Source organism: Pseudomonas sp. GW821-FHT02B10 (genome assembly GCF_059421865.1).
Window position 1 is genome coordinate 195,588 of record NZ_JBWKVU010000002.1, and the last position, 24,690, is coordinate 220,277.

Genomic DNA, 24,690 nt, shown 5'->3' on the forward strand with positions numbered 1-24,690 from the left:
CTGATGACCGACCGTCTTCCCGTTACCGTGCTGTCCGGCTTTCTCGGCGCCGGCAAAAGCACGCTGCTCAACTACGTTCTGCGCAACCGCGACAACCTGCGGGTGGCGGTGATCGTCAACGACATGAGCGAAATCAACATCGACGGCAGCGAAGTGCAGCGCGATGTCAGCCTCAACCGCGCCGAAGAAAAACTGGTCGAAATGAGCAACGGCTGCATCTGCTGCACCCTGCGCGAAGACCTGCTGGAAGAGGTCGGCAAGCTGGCCAGGGACGGGCGTTTCGATTACCTGCTGATCGAATCCACCGGCATTTCCGAGCCGCTGCCGGTGGCCGAGACTTTCACCTTTCGCGACGAAGCGGGGCAGAGCCTGGCCGATATCGCGCGGCTGGACACCATGGTCACCGTGGTCGACGGCATGAACTTCCTGCTCGATTACCAGGCCGCGGAAAGCCTGGCGTCCCGCGGCGAAACCCTGGGCGAGGAAGATGAGCGTTCGATCACCGATCTGTTGATCGAGCAGATCGAGTTCGCCGACGTGATCCTGATCAGCAAGATCGACCTGATCGGCAGCGACGAGCGCCAGGAACTGATCGCCATCCTCGAACGCCTCAATTCCCAGGCGGAAATCATCCCCATGGTGATGGGCGAAGTGCCGCTGGCGAAGATCCTCAACACCGGTCGTTTCGACTTCGAGCGCGCTGCCCAGGCGCCGGGCTGGTTGCAGGAGCTGCGCGGCGAGCATGTGCCGGAAACCGAAGAATACGGCATCGCCTCCAGCGCCTATCGGGCGCGCCGACCCTTTCATCCACAGCGCTTTTTCGATTTCATCAACCGCCCCTGGAGCAACGGCAAACTGCTGCGTTCCAAGGGCTTTTTCTGGCTTGCCAGCAAGCACCAGGAGGCCGGCAGCTGGTCCCAGGCGGGGGGGCTGATGCGTCATGGTTTCGCCGGACGCTGGTGGCGTTTCGTGCCGAAGCAGCACTGGCCGCAGGATGCGGAAAGCACCGCGGCGATCATGCAGAACTGGACCGCTGCCACCGGCGACTGCCGCCAGGAACTGGTGTTCATCGGCCAGAACATCGACTTCGCCCGGCTCACCGTCGAACTCGACGATTGCCTGCTGACGGACGACGAAATGGCCTTGGGCGCGGAGGGCTGGCGCCTGATGCGCGATCCGTTCGGCCCCTGGCATGAAGAGGTCGCCGCCTGATGCTCTACCAACCACTGTCCCCTGTGGGAGCGCACCTGCTTGCGAAGCCGCTCCTGCGGCCAATCCTGCACAAACCGATACGCCGCGAGGCTTGCGGCCCGGCCCCTATCGTCCTGGCCGAGGTGCTGGACGACGAGGTCAACCTGGCCCTGTGGCAGCGCCAGTTGCCGGCGCATATCGCCGATTTTGGTGCCTTGCTGCTGTCGCTGAACGAGCCGCTGGCCGAGTCGCTGTCGCTGGAACTCGACACCGAGGACGCCGAGCCGAACCTGCGCGGCCTGGCTTCTGGCTTCAGCGATCTGCAGGGCTACGATGGCTTTATCGCCGATGTCGCCTGGCTGGTCAGCGCCTTTGCCTGCCTGCTGGGCGCCAAGCGCGTCGGCCTGCGCCTGCGGGTGCTGGATAAGGCCATGTGTCCGCGCTTTCATGTCGACCATGTGCCGGTACGGCTGATCACCACCTATGCCGGCGCCGGTAGCCAATGGCTGCGCGAGGGCGCGATGGATCGTCGGCAACTGGGCCAGGCCGAGGCCGAACCCACGGATGCCGCGCTGATCCAGCAGATGGCCAGCGGCGAGGTGGCCCTGTTCAAGGGTGAGAAATGGCTGGGCAACGAGGGTTTCGGCCTGATCCACCGCTCGCCGCAACCGGCCCCCGGCGAGCGCCGGCTGATCCTCACCCTGGACTGGCTCGGCTGACCCTGTAGCCGCTGCCGCAGGCTGCGATCGGCTCCGCAGGAGACGTGCTCTTGAGGCCCTCGGAAGGCGCTGCGCGCCTTATCGCAGCCTGCGGCAGCGGCTACGGGAATTTCGCTGCCGCGGGTTAGCGCGTAGGATCAATCACCTCCTTTCCGAGCGTTCCCCCCATGCTGCACAACATCCCCACCCACGTCATCGCCGGTCCCCTCGGCGCGGGCAAGACCAGCCTGATCCAGCACCTGTTGGCGCAGCGTCCGGCCAATGAGCGCTGGGCGGTGCTGATCAACGAGTTCGGCCAGATCGGCCTGGATGCGGCGCTGCTGGCCCGGGACGAGGACGGTATCGCCCTGGGCGAAGTGGCTGGCGGCTGCCTGTGCTGCGTCAACGGCGCGCCGTTCCAGATAGGCCTGGGGCGCCTGCTGCGCAAGGCCCGACCCGATCGTCTGTTTATCGAACCTTCCGGCCTGGGGCACCCGGCGCAACTGCTACAGCAATTGCGCGAGGCGCCCTGGCAAAAGGTCCTGGCCGTGCAACCTTGCGTGCTGGTCCTCGATGCCCAGGCGCTGGCGGCCGGCAAGCCGCTGCCGCAGGCCCAACAGGAGGCGCTGCCCAGTGCCGGCCTGTTGCTGCTGAACAAGGACGAAGGGCTCGACGCGGCGCAGCGTCAGGGCATTCTCGAGCAGTTGCCGGCCTGTCCGCTGCTCTGGACTACCCGCGGGACCTTGGCGCTGGAGCGCTTGCCTGGCGTGGAGGCTCGCGCGGGGGCTGCCATTGAGGGCTTCGAAGTACCCAAGGGATTGGCACAGCTGCCGGCGATCTGGACCGATCCGGCCCGGCCCATCTGCCTGAGCCAGGCCCAGGAGGGCGGCTGGAGCATCGGTTGGCGCTGGCACCCGAGCCGGGTGTTCGATATTCGGTGCCTCGAGCAATGGCTGGCGAGCCTTGATTGGCGCCGGGCCAAGCTGGTGATCCACGCTGCGCAGGGCTGGGTCTCGGGCAACGCCCTGGATAACGCCGCGCTGCACTGGCAAGCCAGCGAGTGGCGCCGCGATTCACGTATCGAGCTGATCTTCAGCGAGCCGCAGGACGTGGCCACCCTGCAACAGTCCCTGGCTGAGTGCTGCCAATAATCCAACCCCTGCTTCTGTAGGAGCGGCCGGTCGACGCTCGATTGCCCGCGAAAAACTCGTCAACGATGACGCGTTTTGCCAGGAAAAATCGCCGCTTCGCGGCTATCGCGGGCAAGCCTCGCTCCTACAGGAGTGCATAGGCGGTTGGCCTTACTTGCTGCGTCCTTCGCGCCATTGGCTCAGTTCGATCACTTCGGCGCTGTGTGTCGGCACGGGTGGCGGCGCGGGCGTTGCAATCGGGTAGGGCGCCAGTTCGATCTGCGCGCTGTGGGCGCCGAACTGGGTGATGGTCCCCGCATGGCGGGTTTCGCCGGTGACGGTGAATTCGAAGGTGTAGATCCGGGCCAGGCGCCGGCGACCACTGGCGTCCCTGACGAAACCGATGCGCTTCAACGCCACGTTGCCGTCCAGCAGCTCGATATCGAGCCGCGCACAATGCTGCTTGACCCTCTCCAGCGCCCGCTCGCGCAGGCCGTGGTTGTGCCATAGCCAGGCGACGCCGGTCGCCAGCAGCATCAGCACGAAAATGTTTCCAAGGGTCAGCATGAGGTGCGCTCCAACGAAGTCGCACCAGCTTAACTGCGTCTTCGGTCTGTCGTACAGGTTGCGTTTAGTCGCATACTGCGCGGCTCGAATTTCAATCGTTTTACGGAATGACCCGAATGAAACGTACGCCTCATCTGCTTGCGATCCAGTCCCATGTGGTCTTCGGCCATGCCGGCAACAGCGCCGCGGTGTTTCCCATGCAGCGGGTCGGGGTGAATGTCTGGCCGCTCAATACGGTGCAGTTCTCCAACCACACGCAATACGGCCAGTGGGCCGGCGAGGTGCTGTCGCCGCACCAGATCCCGGAGCTGGTGGAAGGCATTGCCGCCATCGGCGAACTGGGTAACTGCGACGCGGTGCTGTCCGGCTACCTGGGCAGCGCGGCGCAGGGGCGGGCGATCCTCGGTGGTGTGGCGCGGATCAAGGCGACCAACCCCAAGGCCCTGTACCTGTGCGACCCGGTGATGGGCCACCCGGAAAAGGGTTGCAGCGTGCCCCAGGAGGTCAGCGACTTCCTGTTGGAAGAGGCGGCGGCTGTGGCGGATTTCCTCTGCCCCAACCAACTGGAGCTGGACAGCTTCGCCGGGCGCAAGCCGCAGTCGCTGTTCGACTGCCTGGCCATGGCCCGGGCGCTGCTGGCGCGTGGTCCGAAAGCGGTGCTGGTCAAGCATCTGGATTACCCGGGCAAGCTGCCGGACGGCTTCGAGATGTTGCTGGTGACCGCCGAAGGCAGCTGGCACCTGCGTCGTCCGCTGCTGGCATTCCCGCGTCAGCCGGTGGGTGTGGGCGACCTGACTTCGGGGCTGTTCCTGGCCCGGGTGCTGCTGGGCGACAGCCTGGTGGCGGCGTTCGAGTTCACCGCCGCGGCGGTGCATGAAGTGCTGCTGGAAACCCAGGCCTGCGCCAGTTACGAACTGCAACTGATACGGGCCCAGGACCGGATCACCCATCCACGGGTGCGGTTCGAGGCGGTACCGATCGATCTGTAACTAACGGGTTGCGCGGGGGCTTATCGCCAACAGGCTCGCTCGGTAAAAGCGAGCCTGTCTCGGACGATCAGGCGTCGGCCTTGATTTCCTGATAGCGCTTTTCCAGCTCCTGGCGGATCTGCCGGCGTTGCTGGGCCTGCATGAAGCGGCGCTTGTCTTCGCTGGTTTGCGGTTGCAGTGGCGGCACGGCGGCGGGTTTGCGCTGGTCGTCCACGGCTACCATGGTGAAGAAGCAACTGTTGGTGTGGCGCACCGAGCGCTCGCGGATGTTCTCGGTGACCACCTTGATACCGACCTCCATCGAGGTGTTGCCGGTGTAGTTGACCGAGGCCAGGAAGGTCACCAGTTCGCCGACGTGGATCGGCTCGCGGAAGATCACCTGGTCCACCGACAGGGTCACCACATAACGGCCGGCATAACGGCTGGCGCAGGCGTAGGCGACTTCATCGAGGTACTTGAGCAGGGTGCCGCCGTGGACATTGCCTGAGAAGTTGGCCATGTCAGGGGTCATCAATACCGTCATCGACAGCTGGGCGTTTCCGGGTTCCATAGCACACTCACGGGTTAAGGCAGGGGTTGCGGGGCGCACCTCTGCGGGTGCTTGGTCAGCGTTTCAAACCATCGATAACGGGACGCTGCGCCCGCGATCGCCGTCACGCGGCGATCTATCTGTTTCCATATATTGCACCGCCTTTCTGGCACAAGTCGCGATGTTAACCTTCAAAAGCCCGTCCCAAGGGCTTTTCCCGCTGGCCGGCAGGCTGCGCAACGCCCCCGCGCCGCCCGCAAGAACACGACCCCAAGGAGCCCCACGCCATGCATGCCATCAGCTTTATTCAGGACCTGGCAGTGATCATGCTGGTCGCAGGCGTGGTGACCATTCTCTTCCACCGGCTCAAGCAGCCGGTGGTCCTCGGCTATATCGTCGCCGGCTTCATCATCGGCCCGCACACCCCGCCGTTCGGCCTGATCCACGACGAAGACACGATCAAGACCCTGGCCGAGCTGGGGGTGATTTTCCTGATGTTCTGCCTGGGCCTGGAGTTCAGCCTGCGCAAGCTGTTCAAGGTCGGCGCCACGGCCTTTATCGCGGCGTTCATGGAAATCGTGCTGATGATCTGGATCGGCTACGAGATCGGCCGCTGGTTCGGCTGGAACACCATGGACTCGCTGTTCCTCGGCGCGATCCTGGCGATTTCCTCGACCACCATCATCGTCAAGGCGCTCAACGACCTGAAGATGAAGAACCAGCGCTTCGCCCAGCTGATCTTCGGCGTGCTGATCGTCGAAGACATCCTCGGCATCGGCATCATCGCCTTGCTCTCGAGCATCGCGGTCAGCGGCACTGTCAGTTCCGGGGAAGTGTTCTCCACCGTCGGCAAACTCTCGCTGTTCATGATCGTCGCCCTGGTCATCGGCATCCTGCTGGTCCCGCGGCTGCTGGCCTACGTGGCCAGGTTCGAAAGCAACGAGATGCTGCTGATTACCGTGCTGGGGCTGTGCTTCGGCTTCTGCCTGCTGGTGGTCAAGCTGGAGTACAGCATGGTGCTCGGCGCCTTCCTGATCGGCGCGATCATGGCCGAGTCGCGGCAATTGCTGAAGATCGAGCGCCTGATCGAGCCGGTACGCGACATGTTCAGCGCCATCTTCTTCGTCGCCATCGGCCTGATGATCGACCCGCAGATCCTCCTGCAATACGCCTGGCCGATCGCGGTGATCACCGTCGCGGTGGTGCTGGGCAAGATGCTGTCCTGCGGCCTGGGCGCCTTTATCGCCGGCAACGATGGCCGCACCTCGCTACGGGTCGGCATGGGCCTGTCGCAGATCGGCGAGTTCTCCTTCATCATCGCGGCGCTGGGCATGACCCTGCAGGTCACCAGCGACTTTCTCTACCCGGTGGCGGTCGCCGTATCGGCCATTACCACCTTGCTCACACCTTATCTGATCCGCGCCGCCGACCCGCTGTCGCTGAAGCTCGCCGCCGTGATGCCGACCCGCCTGAGCCGGGTGCTGGGCATGTACGGCGAATGGTTGCGCAGTATCCAGCCCCATGGCGAGGGGGCGCTGCTGGCGTCGATGATCCGGCGGATCTTGTTGCAGGTCGGGGTCAATCTGGCGCTGGTGGTGGCGATCTTCTTCTCCGGCGGTTATTTCGCCGCGCGCATCGGCGAATACCTGCAGGACTGGATCAGTGATCCGAGCTGGCAGAAGGCGCTGATCTGGGGCGGGGCGCTGCTGCTGTCTCTACCGTTCCTGATCGCCGCCTATCGCAAGCTCAAGGCCCTGTCGATGCTGCTGGCGGAGATGGGGGTGAAGCCGGAAATGGCCGGGCGTCACACCCAGCGCGTGCGCCGGGTGATCGCCGAGGTGATTCCGGTGCTGTCGCTGTTGGTGATCTTCCTGCTGCTGGCGGCGCTGTCTTCGAGCATCCTGCCGACCACCGAGCTGCTGGTACTGATCGCGGTGGTGACGGCGGCGGTGGCCGCGCTGCTGTGGCGCTGGTTCATCCGCGTGCACACCCGCATGCAGGTGGCCTTGCTGGATACCCTGGATAACCACAAGGAAGACAATGGGCACTAATTGCCCGGTGATACACAACTCAGCGGTCGGTCACGCCAGCGTCGCCAGGCTTCGACCCAGCCCTGGTCGTGGGTGACCCCGGGCAGGCTGACGGATTGTACGCAGAAGGCTTGCGTCCCCAGTGCCTGCCGATAGGCGGGGTAGAGGCTGGCAGGCACGCTGCGGTCGGCCTGGCCGAGCAAATGCCGTTGCGCCACCAGGGCCAGCTTGGGTGCCTGGTCCAGTGGCTCGAGGGAGCCGTGCAACGGGCTCAGCCCCAGCGCACTGACCCATAGCCGAGGGCTCAGGTTGCCAGCCAGGGTTTGCACCTGGGCAATATCGTCTCGCCGCGCGGCCAGCAACAGGGCCAGTGCCGCGCCACCGGAATAGCCGATCAGCTCGAAATCCTGATTGCCATAACGCCGCTTGAGGCGGTTGAGGGCCTGGTCGAGGCTGCGCAGTACCGCTGGGGAAAAGCGCTGGTCGGTCCAGATGGCCGCCGTGCAGTCGGCCGCGCTGACGAATTGGCAGGGGCGGGCCAGATAGACGCTGGGACGGGGATCGCTCAGCGCCAGTTGTACCATCAGCAGGTGCTGCGGACTGGGGTCGAGGCTGGGTTGGCGGGCTGTCGCCCAGGCATGGCCATCGCCTTCAAGGTAGACGCGCAGGCGGGGTTGTTTGGGTAAGTGCAGGGGCAGGCTGCTGGCGAGCGGGAAGGGTGAAGTGGGCAGGACTTCGACCTGATGGGCGTACTGCGTGCTCAGGTTTTGCAACTGAGCCATGGGCGACTGACAACCCGCCAGCAGGCTGCTGGCGAGTAGTGTCAATGCGGCGATCAACGGGGTGGCGCGACCGCTTGTGAACGTCATGCAACGGGTGGCAGTCGATCCATGCGCCTGCGCCCGCGGGGCGAAACCGCGCAAGGCCGATCAGCTTTCCAGCCAGACGTCCCGCGCCCAGTGCCACACCGATTCCCAGGATTCTTCGGTGATCAGCTCTTCTTCGCCGGACCACAGCACCACGGTGCCGTCTTCCTCGACGCAGTAGTAGTCGTCACCGTCCTGGCAGATCGGGATCAGTTCGCGCGGCACGCCCATGTCCCAGGCGGTGGCGGCCACTTCCGGCAGGTAGGTGTGGGATTGCGGGTCGGTCACGGTGACCGGCTCCAGGCTGCCGTAGACGACATCGCTCACGGTCAACAGGAACTCTTTGAAGACGAACGGGATATTGATGAACAGCTGTTCTTCGATTTCCACCAGCAGGTCTTCATCCGGCAGTTCCAGGGGAACGGGTACCGGTTCGTTTGCTTCACGGAGTTGCTCGATGACTTCTTCCACGGCCTGGGTCCTCTTAGCTCTATGGCGCGGTTTAATAGACGGCGGTTTATACAGTAGCTCGCTATAAGTGCAATCGTGAAATGCAAAACCCCGACCTGAGCCGGGGTTTTGCGATTACCGATGTGACACTGGAGAGAATCAGCCGTTCTGGCGGATACCTGCAACCAGCCAAGGCTGATTTTCGCCCTGGGCGCGCTCCATGTTCCAGCTTTCGCTGAACACTTCGCCCTGGTCGAAACGCGAGGTCTTCGACACGCCGGTGAAGGTCAGGGTTGCGATGGTCTTGTCGGCGCGGTCGTCGACGCCTTCCAGTTGCACATTGAGGTTGTCGATGTAGGTCGACTGGAAGCCGTCGCCCAGATCGGCACGTTCCTGCTTCAGGAATTGCAGCATCTGCGGGGTCACGAACTCGGCAATCTTGTCCATTTCGTTGGCGTCCCAGTGTTGCTGCAGGGACTGGAAGTGGTTGCGCGCGGCTTCGACGAAACGCTCTTCGTTGAACCAGGCTGGCGCGTTGATTACCGGACGGGCCGCGGCGGCAGGTGCAGCCGAACCACCGAAGATCGAACCGGAGGCAGGTTTTGGCTCGAAGGCTTCACGCTGCATCGGTGCGTGGCCGGCTGGAGCGTACTGCTCCTGCTGCTTGCGACGACGGGCGGCGATAAAGCGGAAGACCAGGAAGGCGATGACCGCCATGATCAGGATGTCGAAGATCTGCATGCCCTGGAAGCCGTCGCCCATGAACATGGAGGCCAGCAGACCGCCTGCGGCGATACCGGCCAATGGGCCGAGCCAGCGCGAGGCGCCGCTGGCCTTGGTGGCAGCGCCCGCGGCACCGGCAGCGCCGGCGGTCGCGGCAGTGGAACCCATGCCGGAAGAGGACGGAGCCATCTGGCTGGTCTGGTGGGTCGGCGCGGCGCCAGCGCTTTTGCCGCCACCGAAGCGCTTGGCGTTGGCGTCGAGGCTCATCGTCAGGCCGATGCACAACGCCATGGCGATGCTAAGAAAACGTTTCATAAAGGGAATTCCCATTTGTGGATGGCACGCGCGCCATGTTGCACAGGTGAAGTGTCACTGGCTAGCAGCAGAGTGTTTCGGGCTTTTGCCTGACAGCCACGGTTCAGCTTGGGTCGAGGCAAGTGGGCCCTGTACAGGTTTGTCCGTCGGGCGGATGCAACGGCTCAGTGGCCGGTCAGCCCGATTTCGCCCCATGCTGCGGGGCATGCTTCTGGTTCAGAAGCATCGCCCCGGCATGGCGAAGGAGGTCAAGGCGTCAGATGGCTTCGAGCTTGGCGTAGCCGAGCATCAGCCACTTGCTGCCTTCGCTGAAGTTCACCTGGACCCGGGCCTGGGCGCCGGCGCCTTCGAAGTTGAGGATCACACCGTCGCCGAATACCGAGTGGCGTACCGCCTGGCCGAGGCTGAGGCCGGTGTCCGGGATCTCGCTGCCGCCGAACAGGCTGCTGGTGCTCTGCGACTGGCCACCGCCGAACGGACGGCTGACGCTGTTGGACAGGCGCACTTCCTGGATCAGGCCCTTCGGTACTTCCCGTACGAAACGCGACACCTTGTTGTAGGTCTCGCTCCCATACAGGCGTCGGGTTTCGGCGTAGGTCATCACCAGGTTCTGCATCGCCCGGGTGATGCCGACGTAGGCCAGGCGACGTTCCTCTTCAAGGCGGCCGGGCTCTTCCAGGCTCATCTTGTGCGGGAACAGGCCTTCTTCCATGCCCACCAGGAACACGTAAGGGAATTCCAGGCCCTTGGCGCTGTGCAGGGTCATCAGCTGGATGCTGTCTTCGTGCTCGTCGGCCTGGGTGTCGCCGGCTTCCAGCGAAGCGTGGCCGAGGAAGGCCGCCAGCGGCGTCAGCTCCTGATCTTCTTCGGTGTGCTCGAAGTTGCGCGCGGCGCTGACCAGTTCCTCGAGGTTTTCTACCCGGGCCTGGCCTTTCTCGCCTTTTTCCGCTTCGTGGTAGGCGATCAGGCCGGACTGCTCGATAACGGTCTGGGTCATCAGGTGCAACGGCATCTCGGCGGTTTTCAGCGCCAGGTGCTCGATCAGCTCCATGAAGGCGCCAAGGGCACCGGCGGCGCGCCCGGTCACGCCTTTATTGGCCACCAGCTGGCGCATCGCTTCCCACATCGACACATGGCTGTGGCGCGCGTGTTCGCGAATCGCTTCGACGGTCTTTTCGCCAATGCCGCGGGTCGGCACGTTGATCACCCGCTCCAGGGCCGCGTCGTTGCCGCGACCTTCGAGCAGGCGCAGGTAGGCCATGGCGTTCTTGATTTCGGCGCGTTCGAAGAAGCGCTGGCCGCCGTAGATGCGGTACGGAATGCGCTCGCGCAGCAGCGCTTCTTCCAGCACCCGCGACTGGGCGTTGGAGCGATAGAGAATGGCGATATCGCTACGGGCCAGGCCGGTCTTCAGGGCGCTTTCGATGGTTTCCACCACGTAGCGCGCTTCATCGTGTTCGTTGAAGGCGGCGTACAGGTTGATCGCTTCGCCTTCGCCGCCGTCGGTCCACAACTCCTTGCCCAGGCGCCCGGTGTTATTGGCGATCAGGGCGTTGGCGGCCTTGAGGATGCCGGCGGTGGAGCGGTAGTTCTGCTCCAGGCGGATCACTTCGGTGTCCGGGAAGTCTTCGGAATACTGGTGAATGTTCTCGATCTTCGCCCCGCGCCAGCCGTAGATCGACTGGTCGTCGTCGCCCACCACCATCAGGCTGTCGCCGCCCTTGGCCAGCAGGCGCAACCAGGCGTACTGCACGGCGTTGGTGTCCTGGAATTCGTCCACCAGCACGTGGCGGAAACGCTTCTGGTAGTGCGCCAGCAGGCCCGGGTGGTCGCGCCACAGGTCCAGGGCACGCAGCAGCAGCTCGGAGAAGTCGATGACCCCGGCGCGCTGGCAGGCGGCCTCGTAGGCTTCGTAGATGCCGCGCATGGTGGCCAGGAACAGGTCGCCGCTGGCTTGAATGTGTTGCGGACGCAGGCCTTCGTCCTTCTGCCCGTTGATGAACCACTGGGCCTGCCGGGCCGGCCAGCGCTGCTCGTCCAGGCCGAGGTCGCGGATCACCCGCTTGACCAGGCGTTGCTGGTCGTCGCTGTCGAGGATCTGGAAGGTCTGGCTCAGGCCGGCCTCTTGCCAGTGCGCCCGCAGCAGGCGGTGCGCCAGGCCGTGGAAGGTGCCGACCCACATGCCGGCCGGGTTGATACCCATCAACTGCTCGATGCGCTGGCGCATCTCGGCAGCGGCCTTGTTGGTGAAGGTCACCGACAGGATGGAGTGGGGCGAGGCGTTCTCGACCTGGATCAACCAGGCGATACGGTGCACCAGCACTCGGGTTTTACCGGAGCCAGCACCGGCCAGGACCAACTGACGACCCAAGGAGGCGGCTACGGCCTGGCGTTGGGCATCGTTGAGGGAGTTCAGCAGAAGGGAGAGATCATCGCGCATCGGGGCATTCTAGGGGGCTGGCGCACACCGGGCAAACCAAGCTTTGGTTTAGCCGATAAAAGAACGCCGGGGACGACCGGTCGGTCACGGGCTGCAGCCGTTGGCCGGGCTTGGCTGGAGGAATTTCGCAGGGATCGGCGCTCGCGCGGATTTGCCGATTTTATGATTCCAGGCAGTTTGGTCCGGGCGGTTGCTTGTGTATGCTCCGGCGACGTTTCGGGCTCAATCATTATAAGAACACTGCCTATGACACTCAGCACTGGCCCGTCCGGACCCTTCGTGGAGCCTCGGGTTGTTCGCAAGCAATACGCCATGGAGATGGCGGTAGAGCGCACGCGCCTGCTTTATCAGGGCTCCCTGTTGCCCACCCTGTTCATGCTGCTCAACGGCCTGGTCTGCGCCTGGCTGCTGTGGAGCCCCGAGCGTTATTGGCTGGTCAGCGTGTGGATGGTCTGGTTGCTGGCCCTGGTCGCCCTGCGGGTGATCCAGGTGGCGGCGTTCGACTCGGCGATTCCCAGCCGCCAGGCGCAGCCGGTCTGGCGCCGCATGTTCCTGCTCGGCTCCGCCGTCAGCGGCCTGACCCTGGCCTGCGCCGGCATCGCCCTGATGCCCACCGACAATTTCCTGCAGCAGGCCTGGGTCTTCGGCCTGATCGGCGCGGCGATCCTCTCGGCCAGCGTGGCCTACGCGGTCAGCCTGCCGGCCTTCCTGTCCTTTACCTTGCCCTGTTTGCTACCGGCGATCGGCTACCTGTTCTGGGGCGGCGACGAGCAGCAGCGCGGCTGGGGCTGGCTGGGGTTGATCCTGCTGGTGTCGCTGAGCGTGGTGGCCTGGCAGGTCAACCGCCTGATCCAGATGGGCTTGCTGCGGCGTTTCCAGAACCAGGCCCTGATCGAGCATCTGCAACAGGCGCAGAGCCGCAGCGAGCAGCTCAACAGCGAGCTGTTGCGGGAAGTCGAGCAGCGTCGCCGCGCCGAAGAGCAATTGCGCGAAGCTCAGGTCGGCCTGGAAAGCCGAGTGGCCCAGCGCAGCCTCGAGCTGGACGCGGCCAACCAGGCCCTGAGCAAGAGCGAGGCACGCCTGGCCCTGGCCCTCAAGGCCAGCCAGCTGGGGCTGTGGGACTGGAACCTGCAGACCGACGAGGTCCATCACAGCCATATCAAGGAACTGTTCGGCCTGGAGCCGGAGTTCGTGCGGGCGATGCTCAGCCACCTCAAGCCGCTGCTGCATCCCGAAGACCTGCCGCTGCTCAAGCGCGCGCTGGTGGAGCACCTGAAGGGGCGCACCGAGGATTACCTGGTGGAATATCGCGTGCGGCATGCCGATGGCCGCTGGGTCTGGATCGAGGACCGTGGGCGCGCCGTGGAGCGCGGCCCAGGCGGGCGGGTGCTGCGCATGGTCGGCACCCGGCGCGATATCAGCGCCAGCAAGCAACAGGAAGAGCAGCGCCGCCTGGCGGCGATGGTGTTCGAGGCGGCCAGCGAGGGCATCGTGATCCTCGACCCCGATTACGTGCTGCTGGCGGTCAATCAGGCGTTCAGCCGGGTTACCGGTTACCAGATCGAGGACATGCTCGGGCGCAATATGGTCGACCTGCCGGGCAGCCGCGACGCACGGCGGCACTTTCCGGTGATTCATCAAGCCCTCGAACAGCACGGCAGCTGGCAGGGCGAACTGGTGGAGGCGCGCAAAAACGGCGAGCTGTACCCGCAGTGGCTGCAATTGAACGTGGTGCGCGATACGCGGGGAAAGGTCAGCCATATTGTGGGCTTCTTCGCCGATCTGTCGGCGCGGCGCGAATCCGAAGAGCGCATGCGCTACCTGACCCATTACGACGAGCTCACCGGCCTGGCCAACCGTTCGCTGTTTCGCGAACGCTTGCGCGAAGCCCATCAACGGATGCGCCAGGGCGGCCGCAGCCTGGCCCTGGTGCATATCAACCTGGACCGTTTCAAGCTGCTCAACGACAGCCTGGGCCACGACATCGCCGACCAGCTGTTGCAGAAAATGGCGCGGCGACTGGTCAACGCACTGCCGGAAGCAGACACCATTGCCCGCCTGTCCGGCGATGAGTTCGCGGTGCTGTTCGATGCCTACGGCAGCCTGTCGAGCCTGACCCGGGTGGCCACCCGCTTGTCGGCGAAGCTGCGCCTGCCGATCACCGTGGAAGGCCATGAGCTGGTGGTCAGCGCTTCCATGGGCATCAGCATGTTGCCTGACAGCGCGCGGGAAATTCCGGCGCTGATCAGCCAGTCGAACATCGCCATGCAACACGCCAAGCACCTGGGCGGCAACAACTTCCAGTTCTATACCGCCAGCCTGCAAGCCAGCACCCTGGAGCGCCTGCAACTGGAGAACCAGCTGCGCAAGGCGGTCGAGGAGCGCCAACTGAAGGTGTTCTACCAGCCGAAACTGTGCCTCGCCACCGGCCGCATGAACGCCGCCGAAGCCCTGGTGCGCTGGGACCATCCCGACCTGGGGCGGGTGCCGCCGGGGGACTTTATCGGCCTGGCGGAAGAGATCGGGCTGATCGGCCCGATCGGCGAATTCGTCTTGCGCCAGGCCTGCTGGCAAGCCTGCGAGTGGCAGCGCCAGGGGCTGCCGGCGATTCGGGTTTCGGTGAACCTGTCGGTGCATCAACTGCGCCAGGGCAAGCTGGTCAGCCAGGTGCGCAGCGTGCTGGAAGAGACCGGGCTGGCGCCGCATTTCCTCGAGCTGGAGCTGACCGAAAGCCATCTGCTCGACAGCGTCGAACACATCGTTTCCACCTTCCAGCAGCTGCGTGACCTGGGGGTGAAGCTGGCCATCGACGACTTCGGCACCGGTTATTCCTCGCTGAGCTACCTCAAGCGGATTCCGGTGGACTACGTGAAGATCGACCAGGCATTCATCCGCGGCCTGAGCGAAGGCAGCGCCGACGCGGCGATCACCCGGGCGATCATCGCCATGGCCCATGGGCTGTCGCTGAAGGTGGTGGCCGAAGGGGTGGAGCGTCCGGAGCAGCTGGCATTTCTCAAGGAGCAGAAATGCGATGAGGTGCAGGGCTACCTGATCAGCCGGCCGGTGGAAGCCGAGGGGCTTGCGGCGCTGTTGCGGGCCGAGACCCTGTAGCCGCTGCCGCAGGCTGCGATCGGCTGCGCAGCGGCCGCAAAAGGCCAGGAATATCTGAAGTTTTTACGAATACCGGCTGCCCGGCTCCAGCAGCTACAAAGAGCAGGCGAGGCTAAAACAGTGGGGCGCAAAGGTGATTCAGTTACGCATTGAGCAGGCAAAAAGCGAATTCATGTAGTATAACTACAAAATTGCTACATCCTTGGGCGTCTGCCCCATAACAATGAGTCCAGCCCTTTGAATCTGTTGCAGCACATTGCCCAATCACGCCATCTCTTGCGCAAGTCGGAGCTCAAGGTCGCCGATCATGTGCTGCTCGACCCTGCGGCTGTGATGCACAGTTCCATGGCCGACCTGGCCCACAGCGTGGGTATCAGCGAGCCGACCATCGTGCGCTTCTGCCGCGCCATCGGTTGCTCGGGGTTCCAGGACCTGAAGCTCAAGCTGGCCCAGAGCCTGGCCGCCGGGGCGAGCTTCGGCCAGTTCGCGATTCACGAAGACGATTCGGTCGCCGACTACAGCCTGAAAATCTTCGACACCACCCTGCACACGCTGATGGAGGTTCGCGAGAAGCTCGATCCGGTGGAGCTGCAACGGGCTGTGACCCTCATGTCCCAGGCCCAGCGCGTGGAGTTCTACGGCTTCGGCGCTTCCGGCGCGGTGGCGGCGGATGCCCAGCACAAGTTCTTCCGTTTGCTGCTGACCGCGGCGGCCTATTCCGACCCGCATATGCAGGCGATGTCGGCGGTGACCCTCAAGCCCACCGACGTGGCGATCTGCATTTCCCAGTCCGGGCGTTCCAAGGACCTGCTGATCACCGCCAACCTGGTGCGTGAAAGCGGCGCCTCGCTGATTACCCTGTGCCCGAGCCAGACGCCGCTGGCCGAGCTGTCGACGGTCAACCTGGCGATCGACGTGCACGAAGACACCGAAATCTACACCCCGCTGACCTCGCGCATCGCCCACCTGGTGGTGATCGACGTGCTGGCGATGGGCGTGGCCATGGCCCGCGGCCCGAGCCTGGTCAACCACCTCAAGAGCGTCAAGCGCAGCCTTCGCAGCCTGCGCCTGTCGCCCAAGTCGGTAAAAGCCCTGGACGACTAGCCCGGCCTTCCGTAGGAGCGAGGCTTGCCCGCGAAGAACGATGACGCGGTGGGCCAGAAGCCCAGCGGCGGGGCCTTCGCGGGCAAGCCTCGCTCCTCAGGCGGTGGGGGCAACTTTCATCATCCTGTAACCGACCCGCAGCCAAATCGTCATTGGCAGGCGTCATCGTGAAGCTCCCGTACTCGCATTGGGAGACTCGAAATGGCCCGGCCTTACGAAGAGAGCAGCAGCGCAGTCAAGACCCGTCGTCAACAGGAAGACCAGCGCCGCATGGAATTTCGCCGCGCGATCGAACATCGCTGTGAGCTGCGCCGTCTGCAGCAGGAAATCAACGACTACCCCGAGCTGGACGCCGTCAATTACTGGCAGGCAGCCTCGGCAGCTTCCCGTCAAAACGTTCAACAAGCCCGCTGATCTGCACCCGTTCGCTGCGGATAAACCCCAGGAACGCATGCGCTACCGGTGACAGGCGTTTTGCCTTTGCCTGCACCAGGCACCAGCTGCGATACAACGGCAGCTCTTCGACCGGCAACTCGACGAGTCCTCCGGTTGCCAACTCAAGGTTCAGGGCGTGGCGCGTCAACAGCGCCACGCCCAGACCCGCCAGCACACACTCGCGCTGCGCTTCGGCCGACGACACTTCCAGGGTCTGGGTGAAGTGCACGCGTTTTTCCTTGAAATACTCCTCGCAGGCCAGGCGCGTGCCCGAACCCTGTTCGCGCACCAGCAGGTTGTAGGGCTCCAAGTCCTGCAGGCGCAGCGGCCCGAGGTGGCACAGCGGATGGTCGGGCGGCGCCACGGCGACGATCGGGTTATTGAGAAACGGCAGGAATTCCAGGCCCATGTCCTGCGGGACCATGGACATGATCACCAGGTCGTCGCGGTTGTCCGAGAGGCGGCGGATCACCTGGCCCCGATTGACCACCGTCAGTTGCAGGTTGACCTCCGGGTGCTGGCGCTTGAAGGCGGCGAACAGGTGCGGCACGAAGTACTTGGCGCTGGATTCCACCGCCAGTTTCAGCTGGCCCTGCAAGGAGCCCTGCATGTCCGACAGTTGCATGTCGAGGTTTTCCAGGCGCCCGAAGATGTCGCGGCTGGCCCGTTGCAGCGCCTCGGCGGCCTCGGTCATATAGAGCTTCTTGCCGACGTAATCGAACAGGGGCTGGCCGATCAGCTCTTCCAGCTGGCGAATCTGCAGGCTGACGGCGGGCTGGGTCAGGGACATTTCGTCGGCCGCCCGGCTGTAGGAGCGCAGATCGCAGACCTCATTGAAAATCTGCAATTGGCGTAATGTCATACGCATCAAGGACTTACGCATTATCTAAGGTCTCGCGCCGAGGGCTGTCGGATCAACTATAAGTCTTTGCTTATGAGCGACCCAATAATTATTGATTTTTGTTAATTCATCGACAGGAATAGTGTGGGCCTGCGACTGGCTTGAAACATTTGGTCACGCGCCGACCCGGTCGAGGGTCTGTACGAAAAGTAGGCGAGCGAAGGTCAGGCAAGGCAAAAACAGGCGAGGAAGCGGAGTTTAGGGGCCTAAATGAGCATTCCGAGCCTGTTTTTAACGCAGCATGGCCTGCGTAGCGCCGAAGGCGCCCAGCGCGCAGCCACTTTTCGTACAGACCCAGCGGGTTGTTTGTTCCAACGGCTCAAGGGTACCTCCAAGTGATAAAAAAGATCCTGATCGCCAACCGTGGTGAGATTGCCGTACGAATCGTGCGTGCCTGCGCCGAGATGGGCATTCGCTCGGTCGCGATCTTCTCCGACGCCGATCGCCATGCCCTGCATGTGAAGCGCGCGGATGAAGCCCACAGCATCGGTGCCGAACCCCTGGCCGGCTACCTGAACCCGCGCAAGCTGGTGAACCTGGCCGTGGAAACCGGCTGCGACGCGCTGCACCCCGGCTACGGCTTCCTTTCGGAAAACGCCGAGCTGGCGGACATCTGCGCCGAACGTGGGATCAAATTCATCGGCCCATCGGCTGAAGTGATTCGCCGCATGGGCGACAAGACCGAAGCCCGCCGCAGCATGATCAAGGCAGGCGTGCCGGTCACCCCGGGCACCGAAGGCAACGTCGCCGATATCCATGAAGCCCTGAGCGAAGGCGACCGCATCGGTTACCCGGTGATGCTCAAGGCCACTTCCGGCGGTGGCGGCCGCGGCATTCGTCGCTGCAACAGCCGGGACGAACTGGAACAGGCGTTCCCACGGGTGATTTCCGAGGCGACCAAGGCGTTCGGTTCCGCCGAAGTATTCCTGGAAAAATGCATCGTCAATCCCAAGCACATCGAGGCGCAGATCCTCGGCGACAGCTTCGGCAACGTGGTGCACCTGTTCGAGCGCGACTGCTCGATCCAGCGCCGCAACCAGAAGCTGATCGAGATTGCCCCCAGCCCGCAACTGACCCCGGAACAGCGCGCCTACATCGGCGACCTGTCGGTGCGCGCGGCCAAGGCCGTGGGCTACGAGAACGCCGGTACCGTGGAGTTCCTGCTCGCCGACGGCGAGGTGTACTTCATGGAGATGAACACCCGGGTGCAGGTGGAACACACCATCACCGAAGAAATCACCGGCATCGACATCGTTCGCGAGCAGATCCGCATCGCTTCCGGCCTGCCGCTGTCGGTGAAGCAGGAAGACATCCACCACCGTGGTTTCGCCCTGCAGTTCCGGATCAACGCCGAAGACCCGAAGAACAACTTCCTGCCGAGCTTCGGCAAGATCACCCGTTACTACGCGCCCGGGGGGCCCGGCGTGCGGACCGACACGGCGATCTACACCGGCTACACCATTCCGCCGTTCTACGACTCCATGTGCCTGAAGCTGGTGGTCTGGGCCCTGACCTGGGAGGAGGCGATGGACCGTGGCTTGCGCGCCCTGGACGACATGCGTCTGCAAGGGGTCAAGACCACCGCCGCCTATTACCAGGAAATCCTGCGTAACCCGGAATTCCGTAGCGGCCAGTTCAACACCAGTTTTGTGGAAAGCCACCCTGAGCTGACCAACTACTCGATCAAGCGCAAACCCGAAGAGCTGGCCCTGGCCATCGCCGCCGCCATCGCCGCCCACGCAGGCCTGTGAGGAAAAGAACAATGAGCAAGAAGATTTTCGTTACCGACACCATCCTGCGCGACGCCCACCAATCGCTGCTGGCGACCCGCATGCGCACCGAAGACATGCTGCCGATCTGCGACAAGCTCGACAAGGTCGGCTACTGGTCGCTGGAGGTCTGGGGCGGCGCGACCTTCGACGCCTGCGTGCGCTTCCTCAAGGAAGACCCGTGGGAGCGCCTGCGCAAACTGCGCGCCGCGCTGCCCAACACCCGCCTGCAAATGCTCCTGCGCGGGCAGAACCTGCTGGGCTACCGCCATTACAGCGACGACGTGGTCAAGGCCTTCGTCGCCAAGGCGGCGGTCAACGGCATCGACGTGTTCCGCATCTTCGACGCCATGAACGACGTGCGTAACCTGCGGGTGGCCATCGAAGCGGTGAAAGCCGCCGGCAAGCACGCCCAGGGCACCATTGCCTACACCACCAGCCCGGTACACACCATCGAGGCGTTCGTGGCCCAGGCCAAGCAAATGGAATCCATGGGTTGCGACTCGGTGGCGATCAAGGACATGGCCGGCCTGCTGACCCCTTACGCCACCGGCGAGCTGGTCAAGGCGCTGAAGGCCGAGCAATCGCTGCCGGTGTTCGTCCACTCCCATGACACCGCCGGCCTGGCCGCGATGTGCCAGCTCAAGGCCATCGAGAACGGCGCCGACCACATCGACACCGCGATCTCCAGCTTCGCCTGGGGCACCAGCCACCCGGGCACCGAGTCGATGGTCGCCGCCCTTAAAGGCAGCGAATTCGACACCGGCCTGGACCTGGAACTGCTGCAGGAGATCGGCCTGTACTTCTACGCCGTGCGCAAGAAGTACCACCAGTTCGAAAGCGAATTCACCGCGGTCGACACCCGGGTGCAGGTCAACCAAGTGCCGGGCGGGATGATTTCCAACCTGGCCAACCAGCTCAAGGAGCAGGGCGCCCTGAACCGCATGAACGAAGTGCTGGCGGAGATCCCGCGGGTGCGTCACGACCTCGGCTACCCGCCGCTGGTGACCCCGACTTCGCAGATCGTCGGCACCCAGGCGTTCTTCAACGTACTGGCCGGCGAGCGCTACAAGACCATCACCAACGAGGTGAAGCTGTACCTGCAAGGTGGCTACGGCAAGGCACCGGGCGAGGTGGACGAGAAGCTGCGGCGCCAGGCCATCGGCAGCGAAGAGGTGATCGACGTGCGCCCGGCCGACCTGCTGAAACCGGAGATGACCAAGCTGCGCAATGACATCGGCGCCCTGGCCAAATCCGAAGAAGACGTGCTGACCTACGCCATGTTCCCGGACATCGGGCGCAAGTTCCTCGAAGAACGCGAAGCCGGCACCCTGACGCCGGAAGTGCTGCTGCCGATTCCGGAAGCGGGCGGCGTGAGCTCGGCCGGCGGCGAAGGCGTACCGACCGAGTTCGTCATCGACGTGCACGGCGAGACCTACCGCGTCGACATCACCGGTGTCGGCGTGAAGGCCGAAGGCAAGCGCCACTTCTACTTGTCCATCGACGGCATGCCGGAAGAAGTGGTGTTCGAGCCGCTCAACGAGTTCGTCGGCGGTGGCAGCAGCAAGCGCAAGCAGGCCAGCGCGCCGGGCCATGTCAGCACCACCATGCCGGGCAACATCGTCGACGTGCTGGTCAAGGAAGGCGACACCGTCAAGGCCGGCCAGGCGGTGCTGATCACCGAAGCCATGAAGATGGAAACCGAAGTCCAGGCGGCCATCGCCGGCAAGGTCACCGCCATCCACGTGGCCAAGGGCGACCGGGTCAACCCGGGCGAAATCCTGATCGAGATCGAAGGCTGAATTTCAATCCTTCATCGGTAACGTTTTACCTCGGGGGGGCTACGGCCTCCCTTTTTTTTGCCTGTTGCCCGGGGCGGCGGGGAGCGATGCGCGTGCCGCTACAGGCGGCTTGAGGGATATTTCCAGGCTGGAACGAACATCATGTAAGTGTATTTTAATGCACTTATTTCGTTCTGAATTTTATATATCTGTATTACAATGCACTTGAATGCCTTATGGTTCATTAAAAGTGCACTAAAATGCAGGTAACAAAGTGCTTCGGCTGACTTTGCAGCTCTACTGCGCAGGGGCATGGAGCGACGCCATGACCCTGACCTTCGACAGGCCCGAAGAGGGCTTCGCCAGCCCCTGCCGTTTTGGTTATGTCCAGCAGTACCTGGTGGATAACCTGGAGGCTGTCGCCAGCCCGCTGGCCAGGTCGGTCAGTGCGCAGATCCCATTGGGCTGGGAATCGTGGCGGGAAGAACGAGCCCCGGCCTTTCTCTATGACCTTGCCCCGGCGGCAGCGACCGGGCGCTTCCTGCTGCGCCAGATTGGCCATGAGCGGCCGGACGGCATGGGCGTCGAGTTGTTCCTCTTGAGTCGGTCCACCGCGGCGCCCATCGGCAACCTGCGGATCAGGGAGTCGCTGGCGGGCTTGCACAGGCGTCCGGCGCTGGGGTTTTCCCGGGACCAGGTGATTGCCCTTGATAATCGCTTTCTCGAGTACGCCCACGAGCAGGGCGCGGCGTTCGGCGGTACTGCGAGCATCGGCGGTGAGGCGCCCAAGCTGATGCTGACTCAAAACCGCGAGGGCCTGCTGTCCCCCGATGCGCTGCTCGACGATGCCTCGGCGGCGTGCCACTGGTGGGTGAAGTTTCCCCGTAACCCGGCCACGCAGAATGACGGCGACATCCTCAGGAGCGAATTCCACTATTACCGGGCGCTGCAACAGTTGGGCATCGATACGCTGCCGGCCGAGGGCCTGGCCCTGGAAGAAGGCCCCAGGCCCAGCCTGTGGATGCAGCGCTTCGACCGTCGGGTAACGCCGACGGGGGTGGAGCGCCTGGCGGTGGAGTCGATCTATTCCCTGGCGGGGCTGGTGGGCCATGGCCAGGGCATGCGGCACACCGAGGTGCTGGGGATCCTCGCCGAACTGTGGCGAGCCACGGGCCAGGAATCGGCGATCCCCGAGCTGGTGGCGGATTACCTGCGCCGGGACCTGCTCAACAAGATCCTCGGCAACTCGGACAACCATGGACGCAACCTCTCGATCATCCGCACCGACAGTCGGGTGCAGCTGGCGCCGATCTACGATCTGGCACCCACGGTCATGGACGATGAGGGCATTACCCGGACCATCAAATGGCCCGGGCGCATGGAAGTGGCGGGTGACGTGGACTGGCGCCTGGTATGCGCGAGCCTGAAGCCGCTGCTCGACCCCGAAGCCGCCCTGACGCGCCTGCGGGAGGATGCCGAACGGCTGCGGGCCTTGCCGGACCTGTTGCACGCCAGCGGCTTGCCCGACGCTACCCTGAATCACCCGCGCATTCACTTGCGCCACTTGGACCGACGCCTGCAGGAGTGGGGACTGCGATGAGTACAACCCTGGAAGAACGCGGCGCGCTGATCGACAACATCCAGCAGGAGCTGGCGGCCGGCCGCTTGCCGCTTGGCGATGCGGTCAGGCGCCTGCGAAGCGAAGTCACGGGGCTGCACCAGAGCCAGTTCGCCAGGATGTGCCGGATTTCCCTGCGCACCCTGATCCACATCGAACACGGTGACGGTAACCCGACCCTCAAGTCGTTGAACGCGGTGTTCAAGCCCTTCGGTTTGCAGATGGGGGTGCTGGCCGTGCAGAAAACCAGTCGCGCCCGCTCGCTGCTCAGTGATCTCGAGCGCCTGGAAAAAGGCCCGGGTACGCCCGGGCCCTCGGCCCCCCTCTGAGCCTCAGTCGCGCTGGGCGTAAGCCTTGCCGTAATGCCGCTCCATCCGCGCCTGGATCAGTTCCAGGCTGATCGACAGCAGCCAGTAGATGATCGCCGCGGCGCTGAGCATTTCGATGTAGCGGTAGCTGGAGCGGCCGTAGGACTGGGCCAGGAACATCACTTCCCAGACGCCCATCACCGAGATCAGCGACGAGTCCTTGAGCATCGAGATGAACTGGTTGGTGGCCGGCGGGATGATGGTGCGCATGGCCTGGGGCAGGGTCACCTGCCAGAAGATCACGCTGTCACTCATGCCCAGGGCCAGGGCCGCCTGACGTTGGCCGTGGGGCACGCCGAGGATGCCGGCGCGGAAGATCTCGCTGAGGTAGGCGCCGTAGTTCAGCGACAGGGCGATGATCCCCGCGGCGATGGCGCCCGGCACCACGCCCAGTTGCGGCAGGCCGAGGTAGATCAGCAGGATCTGGATCAGCAGCGGCGTGCCGCGAAAGAACGAGGCGTAGAAGCTGGCGATGCCAAAGGCCACGGCGCTTTTCGACAACCGGGCCAGCGCGGTGACGAAGCCCAGCAGCGACGACAGCACGATCGAGCAGAGGCAGAGGAACAGGGTCAGCGCCGCGCCTTGCAGAAACCCGTTGGGGGCCAGGGTGATGCCGAGCAGGTTGGGCAGCTTGTCGAGGATGATCGAGAACTTCAGGTCGAAGCTCAGGAAGAAACTGGCGAACAGGCCGAACAGCACCGCCCAGGTCAGGTACAGGCGGGCGCGGAAACCGAAGAGGCGTTTGACCCGTGGCCCGGCCAGCGTTTGCGGTGGCCGGGGCGGTTGCGAAAGAGAAGTCATTGGCTGATGTCGGCGCCGATCCATTTCTGCGAGAGCTTGCTCAGGGTGCCGTCCTGCTTCAGCTGGGCGAACACTTCACGGACCTTGGCATGCCACTGGGCGTCGCCTTTTTCGATGGCCACTGAGTTGGGTTCGGCGTACAGCGGCTCGCCGGCGAGCTTGAAGCGCGGGTCCTGGGCCAGGCGCGGCTGGGCCGTTACCAGGTTGGTGAGGATCGCGTCCAGGCGCACGCCAGCGCCCAGGCCGAGGTCCTGGAAGGCCACGTTGTCGGTGTCGTACGGGGCGATCTGCACGTTGTCGAACGGGTACTGCAACCGGGTGTCCTCGGCACCCTCGATCACCAGGTTCTTGTTCAGGTAGCTCTCGTAGCTGGACGCGCTGGTCAGGCCGACCTTCTTGTCGCTCAGGTCCTTGGCGCCGTGGATACGATCGTCCTTGGCGTTGACCACGATCACCGCTGGCGAGGCGTAGTACTGCACCGGAAAGTCGAAGACTTCGGCGCGGGCCTTGCTCGGGGTCATGGAGCAGATGCAGATGTCGTAGCGGCCGCTCCAGCGGCCGGCGGCGATCACGTCCCAGGACGGCGTTTCCAGGCGCAGCTTCACCCCCAGTTTGTCGGCCACGGCCTTGGCCACGTCGACGTCGAAGCCATCGAGCTGGTTCTGATCGTTGAGGAAGGAGAAGGGCGGGTAGCTTTCCATCAGCACGCCGACCAACTCTTTTTTCTGTTCGATACGGTCCAGGGTGGCACCGGCAAAAGCCTGGCTGGAGGCAGCAAGAATCGTCAGGCCCAGGGCCAGCAGCGGTTTGAATTTCATTGGAATCCCGGGCAGAAAAAAGGTTGTTATTAACTGAACGGTGCGTATTAAATAGT

The 24,690-nt window shown here is 63.9% G+C and carries 20 protein-coding genes and 1 pseudogene; 12 read left to right on the forward strand and 9 right to left on the reverse strand.

Features of this window, described 5'->3' with window-relative positions:
• Window positions 1-3: 3 nt before the first annotated feature.
• The 3 genes from zigA to AC07VU_RS04740 all read left to right on the forward strand — a co-directional run bounded on the left by zigA (window position 4) and on the right by AC07VU_RS04740 (window position 3,040).
• Window positions 4-1,212 carry a zinc metallochaperone GTPase ZigA gene (gene zigA / locus AC07VU_RS04730; RefSeq protein ID WP_053263158.1) on the forward strand — a complete coding sequence of 403 codons (1,209 nt, stop codon included), beginning with the start codon at window positions 4-6 and terminating at the stop codon, window positions 1,210-1,212.
• Window positions 1,212-1,910 carry a DUF1826 domain-containing protein gene (locus AC07VU_RS04735; protein WP_274305049.1) on the forward strand — a complete coding sequence of 233 codons (699 nt, stop codon included), beginning with the start codon at window positions 1,212-1,214 and terminating at the stop codon, window positions 1,908-1,910. Before zigA ends, AC07VU_RS04735 begins: the two co-directional genes overlap by 1 nt.
• 167 nt (window positions 1,911-2,077) lie before the next feature.
• On the forward strand, window positions 2,078-3,040 hold the full coding sequence (locus tag AC07VU_RS04740; RefSeq protein WP_457275270.1) for a CobW family GTP-binding protein: 963 nt from the start codon (window positions 2,078-2,080) through the stop codon (window positions 3,038-3,040).
• Window positions 3,041-3,190: 150 nt separating this feature from the next.
• Here the strand turns inward: AC07VU_RS04740 and AC07VU_RS04745 are convergent, their stop codons facing one another.
• Window positions 3,191-3,586 (reverse strand): DUF3301 domain-containing protein, encoded by a 396-nt coding sequence (locus AC07VU_RS04745; RefSeq protein WP_495029568.1) that lies wholly within the window; start codon window positions 3,584-3,586, stop codon window positions 3,191-3,193.
• A 116-nt stretch (window positions 3,587-3,702) separates the two neighbouring features.
• Here AC07VU_RS04745 and pdxY point away from each other — a divergent pair, with 116 nt between their 5' ends.
• Complete coding sequence (gene pdxY / locus AC07VU_RS04750) at window positions 3,703-4,575, forward strand: pyridoxal kinase PdxY (RefSeq protein WP_053263155.1); 873 nt, start codon at window positions 3,703-3,705, stop codon at window positions 4,573-4,575.
• A gap of 67 nt (window positions 4,576-4,642) precedes the next feature.
• Here pdxY and AC07VU_RS04755 read toward each other — a convergent pair whose 3' ends face one another.
• Window positions 4,643-5,125: an acyl-CoA thioesterase gene (locus tag AC07VU_RS04755; RefSeq protein WP_007927601.1), complete on the reverse strand. Its 483-nt coding sequence runs from the start codon at window positions 5,123-5,125 to the stop codon at window positions 4,643-4,645.
• Window positions 5,126-5,391: 266 nt separating this feature from the next.
• Between AC07VU_RS04755 and AC07VU_RS04760 the strand changes: the two genes are divergently transcribed.
• Window positions 5,392-7,155 carry a cation:proton antiporter gene (locus AC07VU_RS04760; RefSeq protein ID WP_009041400.1) on the forward strand — a complete coding sequence of 588 codons (1,764 nt, stop codon included), beginning with the start codon at window positions 5,392-5,394 and terminating at the stop codon, window positions 7,153-7,155.
• Here the strand turns inward: AC07VU_RS04760 and AC07VU_RS04765 are convergent.
• The 4 genes from AC07VU_RS04765 to uvrD all read right to left on the reverse strand — a co-directional run bounded on the left by AC07VU_RS04765 (window position 7,152) and on the right by uvrD (window position 11,928).
• Window positions 7,152-8,003, reverse strand: coding sequence for an alpha/beta hydrolase (locus AC07VU_RS04765; RefSeq protein ID WP_277589867.1), 852 nt, complete (start codon window positions 8,001-8,003; stop codon window positions 7,152-7,154). The two genes, AC07VU_RS04760 and AC07VU_RS04765, sit on opposite strands and share 4 nt — an antisense overlap.
• 60 nt (window positions 8,004-8,063) lie before the next feature.
• Complete coding sequence (locus AC07VU_RS04770) at window positions 8,064-8,471, reverse strand: SMI1/KNR4 family protein (protein WP_007927598.1); 408 nt, start codon at window positions 8,469-8,471, stop codon at window positions 8,064-8,066.
• Window positions 8,472-8,609: 138 nt separating this feature from the next.
• Window positions 8,610-9,488 carry a Tim44 domain-containing protein gene (locus AC07VU_RS04775; RefSeq protein ID WP_007927597.1) on the reverse strand — a complete coding sequence of 293 codons (879 nt, stop codon included), beginning with the start codon at window positions 9,486-9,488 and terminating at the stop codon, window positions 8,610-8,612.
• A 256-nt stretch (window positions 9,489-9,744) separates the two neighbouring features.
• The gene (gene uvrD / locus AC07VU_RS04780) at window positions 9,745-11,928 is read right to left on the reverse strand and encodes a DNA helicase II (protein ID WP_210689021.1); all 2,184 of its coding nucleotides are present in this window, start codon (window positions 11,926-11,928) and stop codon (window positions 9,745-9,747) included.
• A gap of 246 nt (window positions 11,929-12,174) precedes the next feature.
• Here uvrD and AC07VU_RS04785 point away from each other — a divergent pair, with 246 nt between their 5' ends.
• From AC07VU_RS04785 to AC07VU_RS04795, 3 genes are all read left to right on the forward strand, one after another.
• Window positions 12,175-15,039 (forward strand): EAL domain-containing protein, encoded by a 2,865-nt coding sequence (locus tag AC07VU_RS04785; protein ID WP_274305046.1) that lies wholly within the window; start codon window positions 12,175-12,177, stop codon window positions 15,037-15,039.
• A gap of 237 nt (window positions 15,040-15,276) precedes the next feature.
• Window positions 15,277-16,143, forward strand: a complete 867-nt coding sequence (gene hexR / locus AC07VU_RS04790; protein ID WP_007927594.1) for a transcriptional regulator HexR — start codon at window positions 15,277-15,279, stop codon at window positions 16,141-16,143.
• A 201-nt stretch (window positions 16,144-16,344) separates the two neighbouring features.
• On the forward strand, window positions 16,345-16,557 hold the full coding sequence (locus AC07VU_RS04795; RefSeq protein WP_007927592.1) for a PA3496 family putative envelope integrity protein: 213 nt from the start codon (window positions 16,345-16,347) through the stop codon (window positions 16,555-16,557).
• On the opposite strand, the gene AC07VU_RS04800 is transcribed toward AC07VU_RS04795, so the two are convergent.
• Entirely contained in the window at window positions 16,499-17,461 is a 963-nt protein-coding gene (locus AC07VU_RS04800; RefSeq protein ID WP_028683627.1) for a LysR family transcriptional regulator, read from the reverse strand. The two genes, AC07VU_RS04795 and AC07VU_RS04800, sit on opposite strands and share 59 nt — an antisense overlap.
• A gap of 353 nt (window positions 17,462-17,814) precedes the next feature.
• Here AC07VU_RS04800 and AC07VU_RS04805 point away from each other — a divergent pair, with 353 nt between their 5' ends.
• From AC07VU_RS04805 to AC07VU_RS04820, 4 genes and pseudogenes are all read left to right on the forward strand, one after another.
• Window positions 17,815-19,230, forward strand: a complete 1,416-nt coding sequence (locus tag AC07VU_RS04805; protein WP_007927582.1) for an acetyl-CoA carboxylase biotin carboxylase subunit — start codon at window positions 17,815-17,817, stop codon at window positions 19,228-19,230.
• Window positions 19,231-19,241: 11 nt separating this feature from the next.
• Window positions 19,242-21,050 carry a sodium-extruding oxaloacetate decarboxylase subunit alpha gene (gene oadA, locus AC07VU_RS04810; RefSeq protein WP_009041393.1) on the forward strand — a complete coding sequence of 603 codons (1,809 nt, stop codon included), beginning with the start codon at window positions 19,242-19,244 and terminating at the stop codon, window positions 21,048-21,050.
• 304 nt (window positions 21,051-21,354) lie between these two features.
• Window positions 21,355-22,629, forward strand: coding sequence for a type II toxin-antitoxin system HipA family toxin (locus tag AC07VU_RS04815; protein ID WP_495029569.1), 1,275 nt, complete (start codon window positions 21,355-21,357; stop codon window positions 22,627-22,629).
• Window positions 22,626-22,892, forward strand: a pseudogene (locus AC07VU_RS04820) (helix-turn-helix domain-containing protein); the annotation flags it as partial. The gene AC07VU_RS04815 and the pseudogene AC07VU_RS04820, both read left to right, overlap by 4 nt.
• 87 nt (window positions 22,893-22,979) lie before the next feature.
• On the opposite strand, the gene AC07VU_RS04825 reads toward AC07VU_RS04820, so the two are convergent.
• On the reverse strand, window positions 22,980-23,816 hold the full coding sequence (locus tag AC07VU_RS04825; RefSeq protein WP_495029570.1) for an amino acid ABC transporter permease: 837 nt from the start codon (window positions 23,814-23,816) through the stop codon (window positions 22,980-22,982).
• A complete protein-coding gene (locus tag AC07VU_RS04830) occupies window positions 23,813-24,634 on the reverse strand; it encodes an ABC transporter substrate-binding protein (RefSeq protein ID WP_053263149.1) in 822 nt (273 codons plus the stop codon). Before AC07VU_RS04830 ends, AC07VU_RS04825 begins: the two co-directional genes overlap by 4 nt.
• Window positions 24,635-24,690 lie beyond the last annotated feature (56 nt).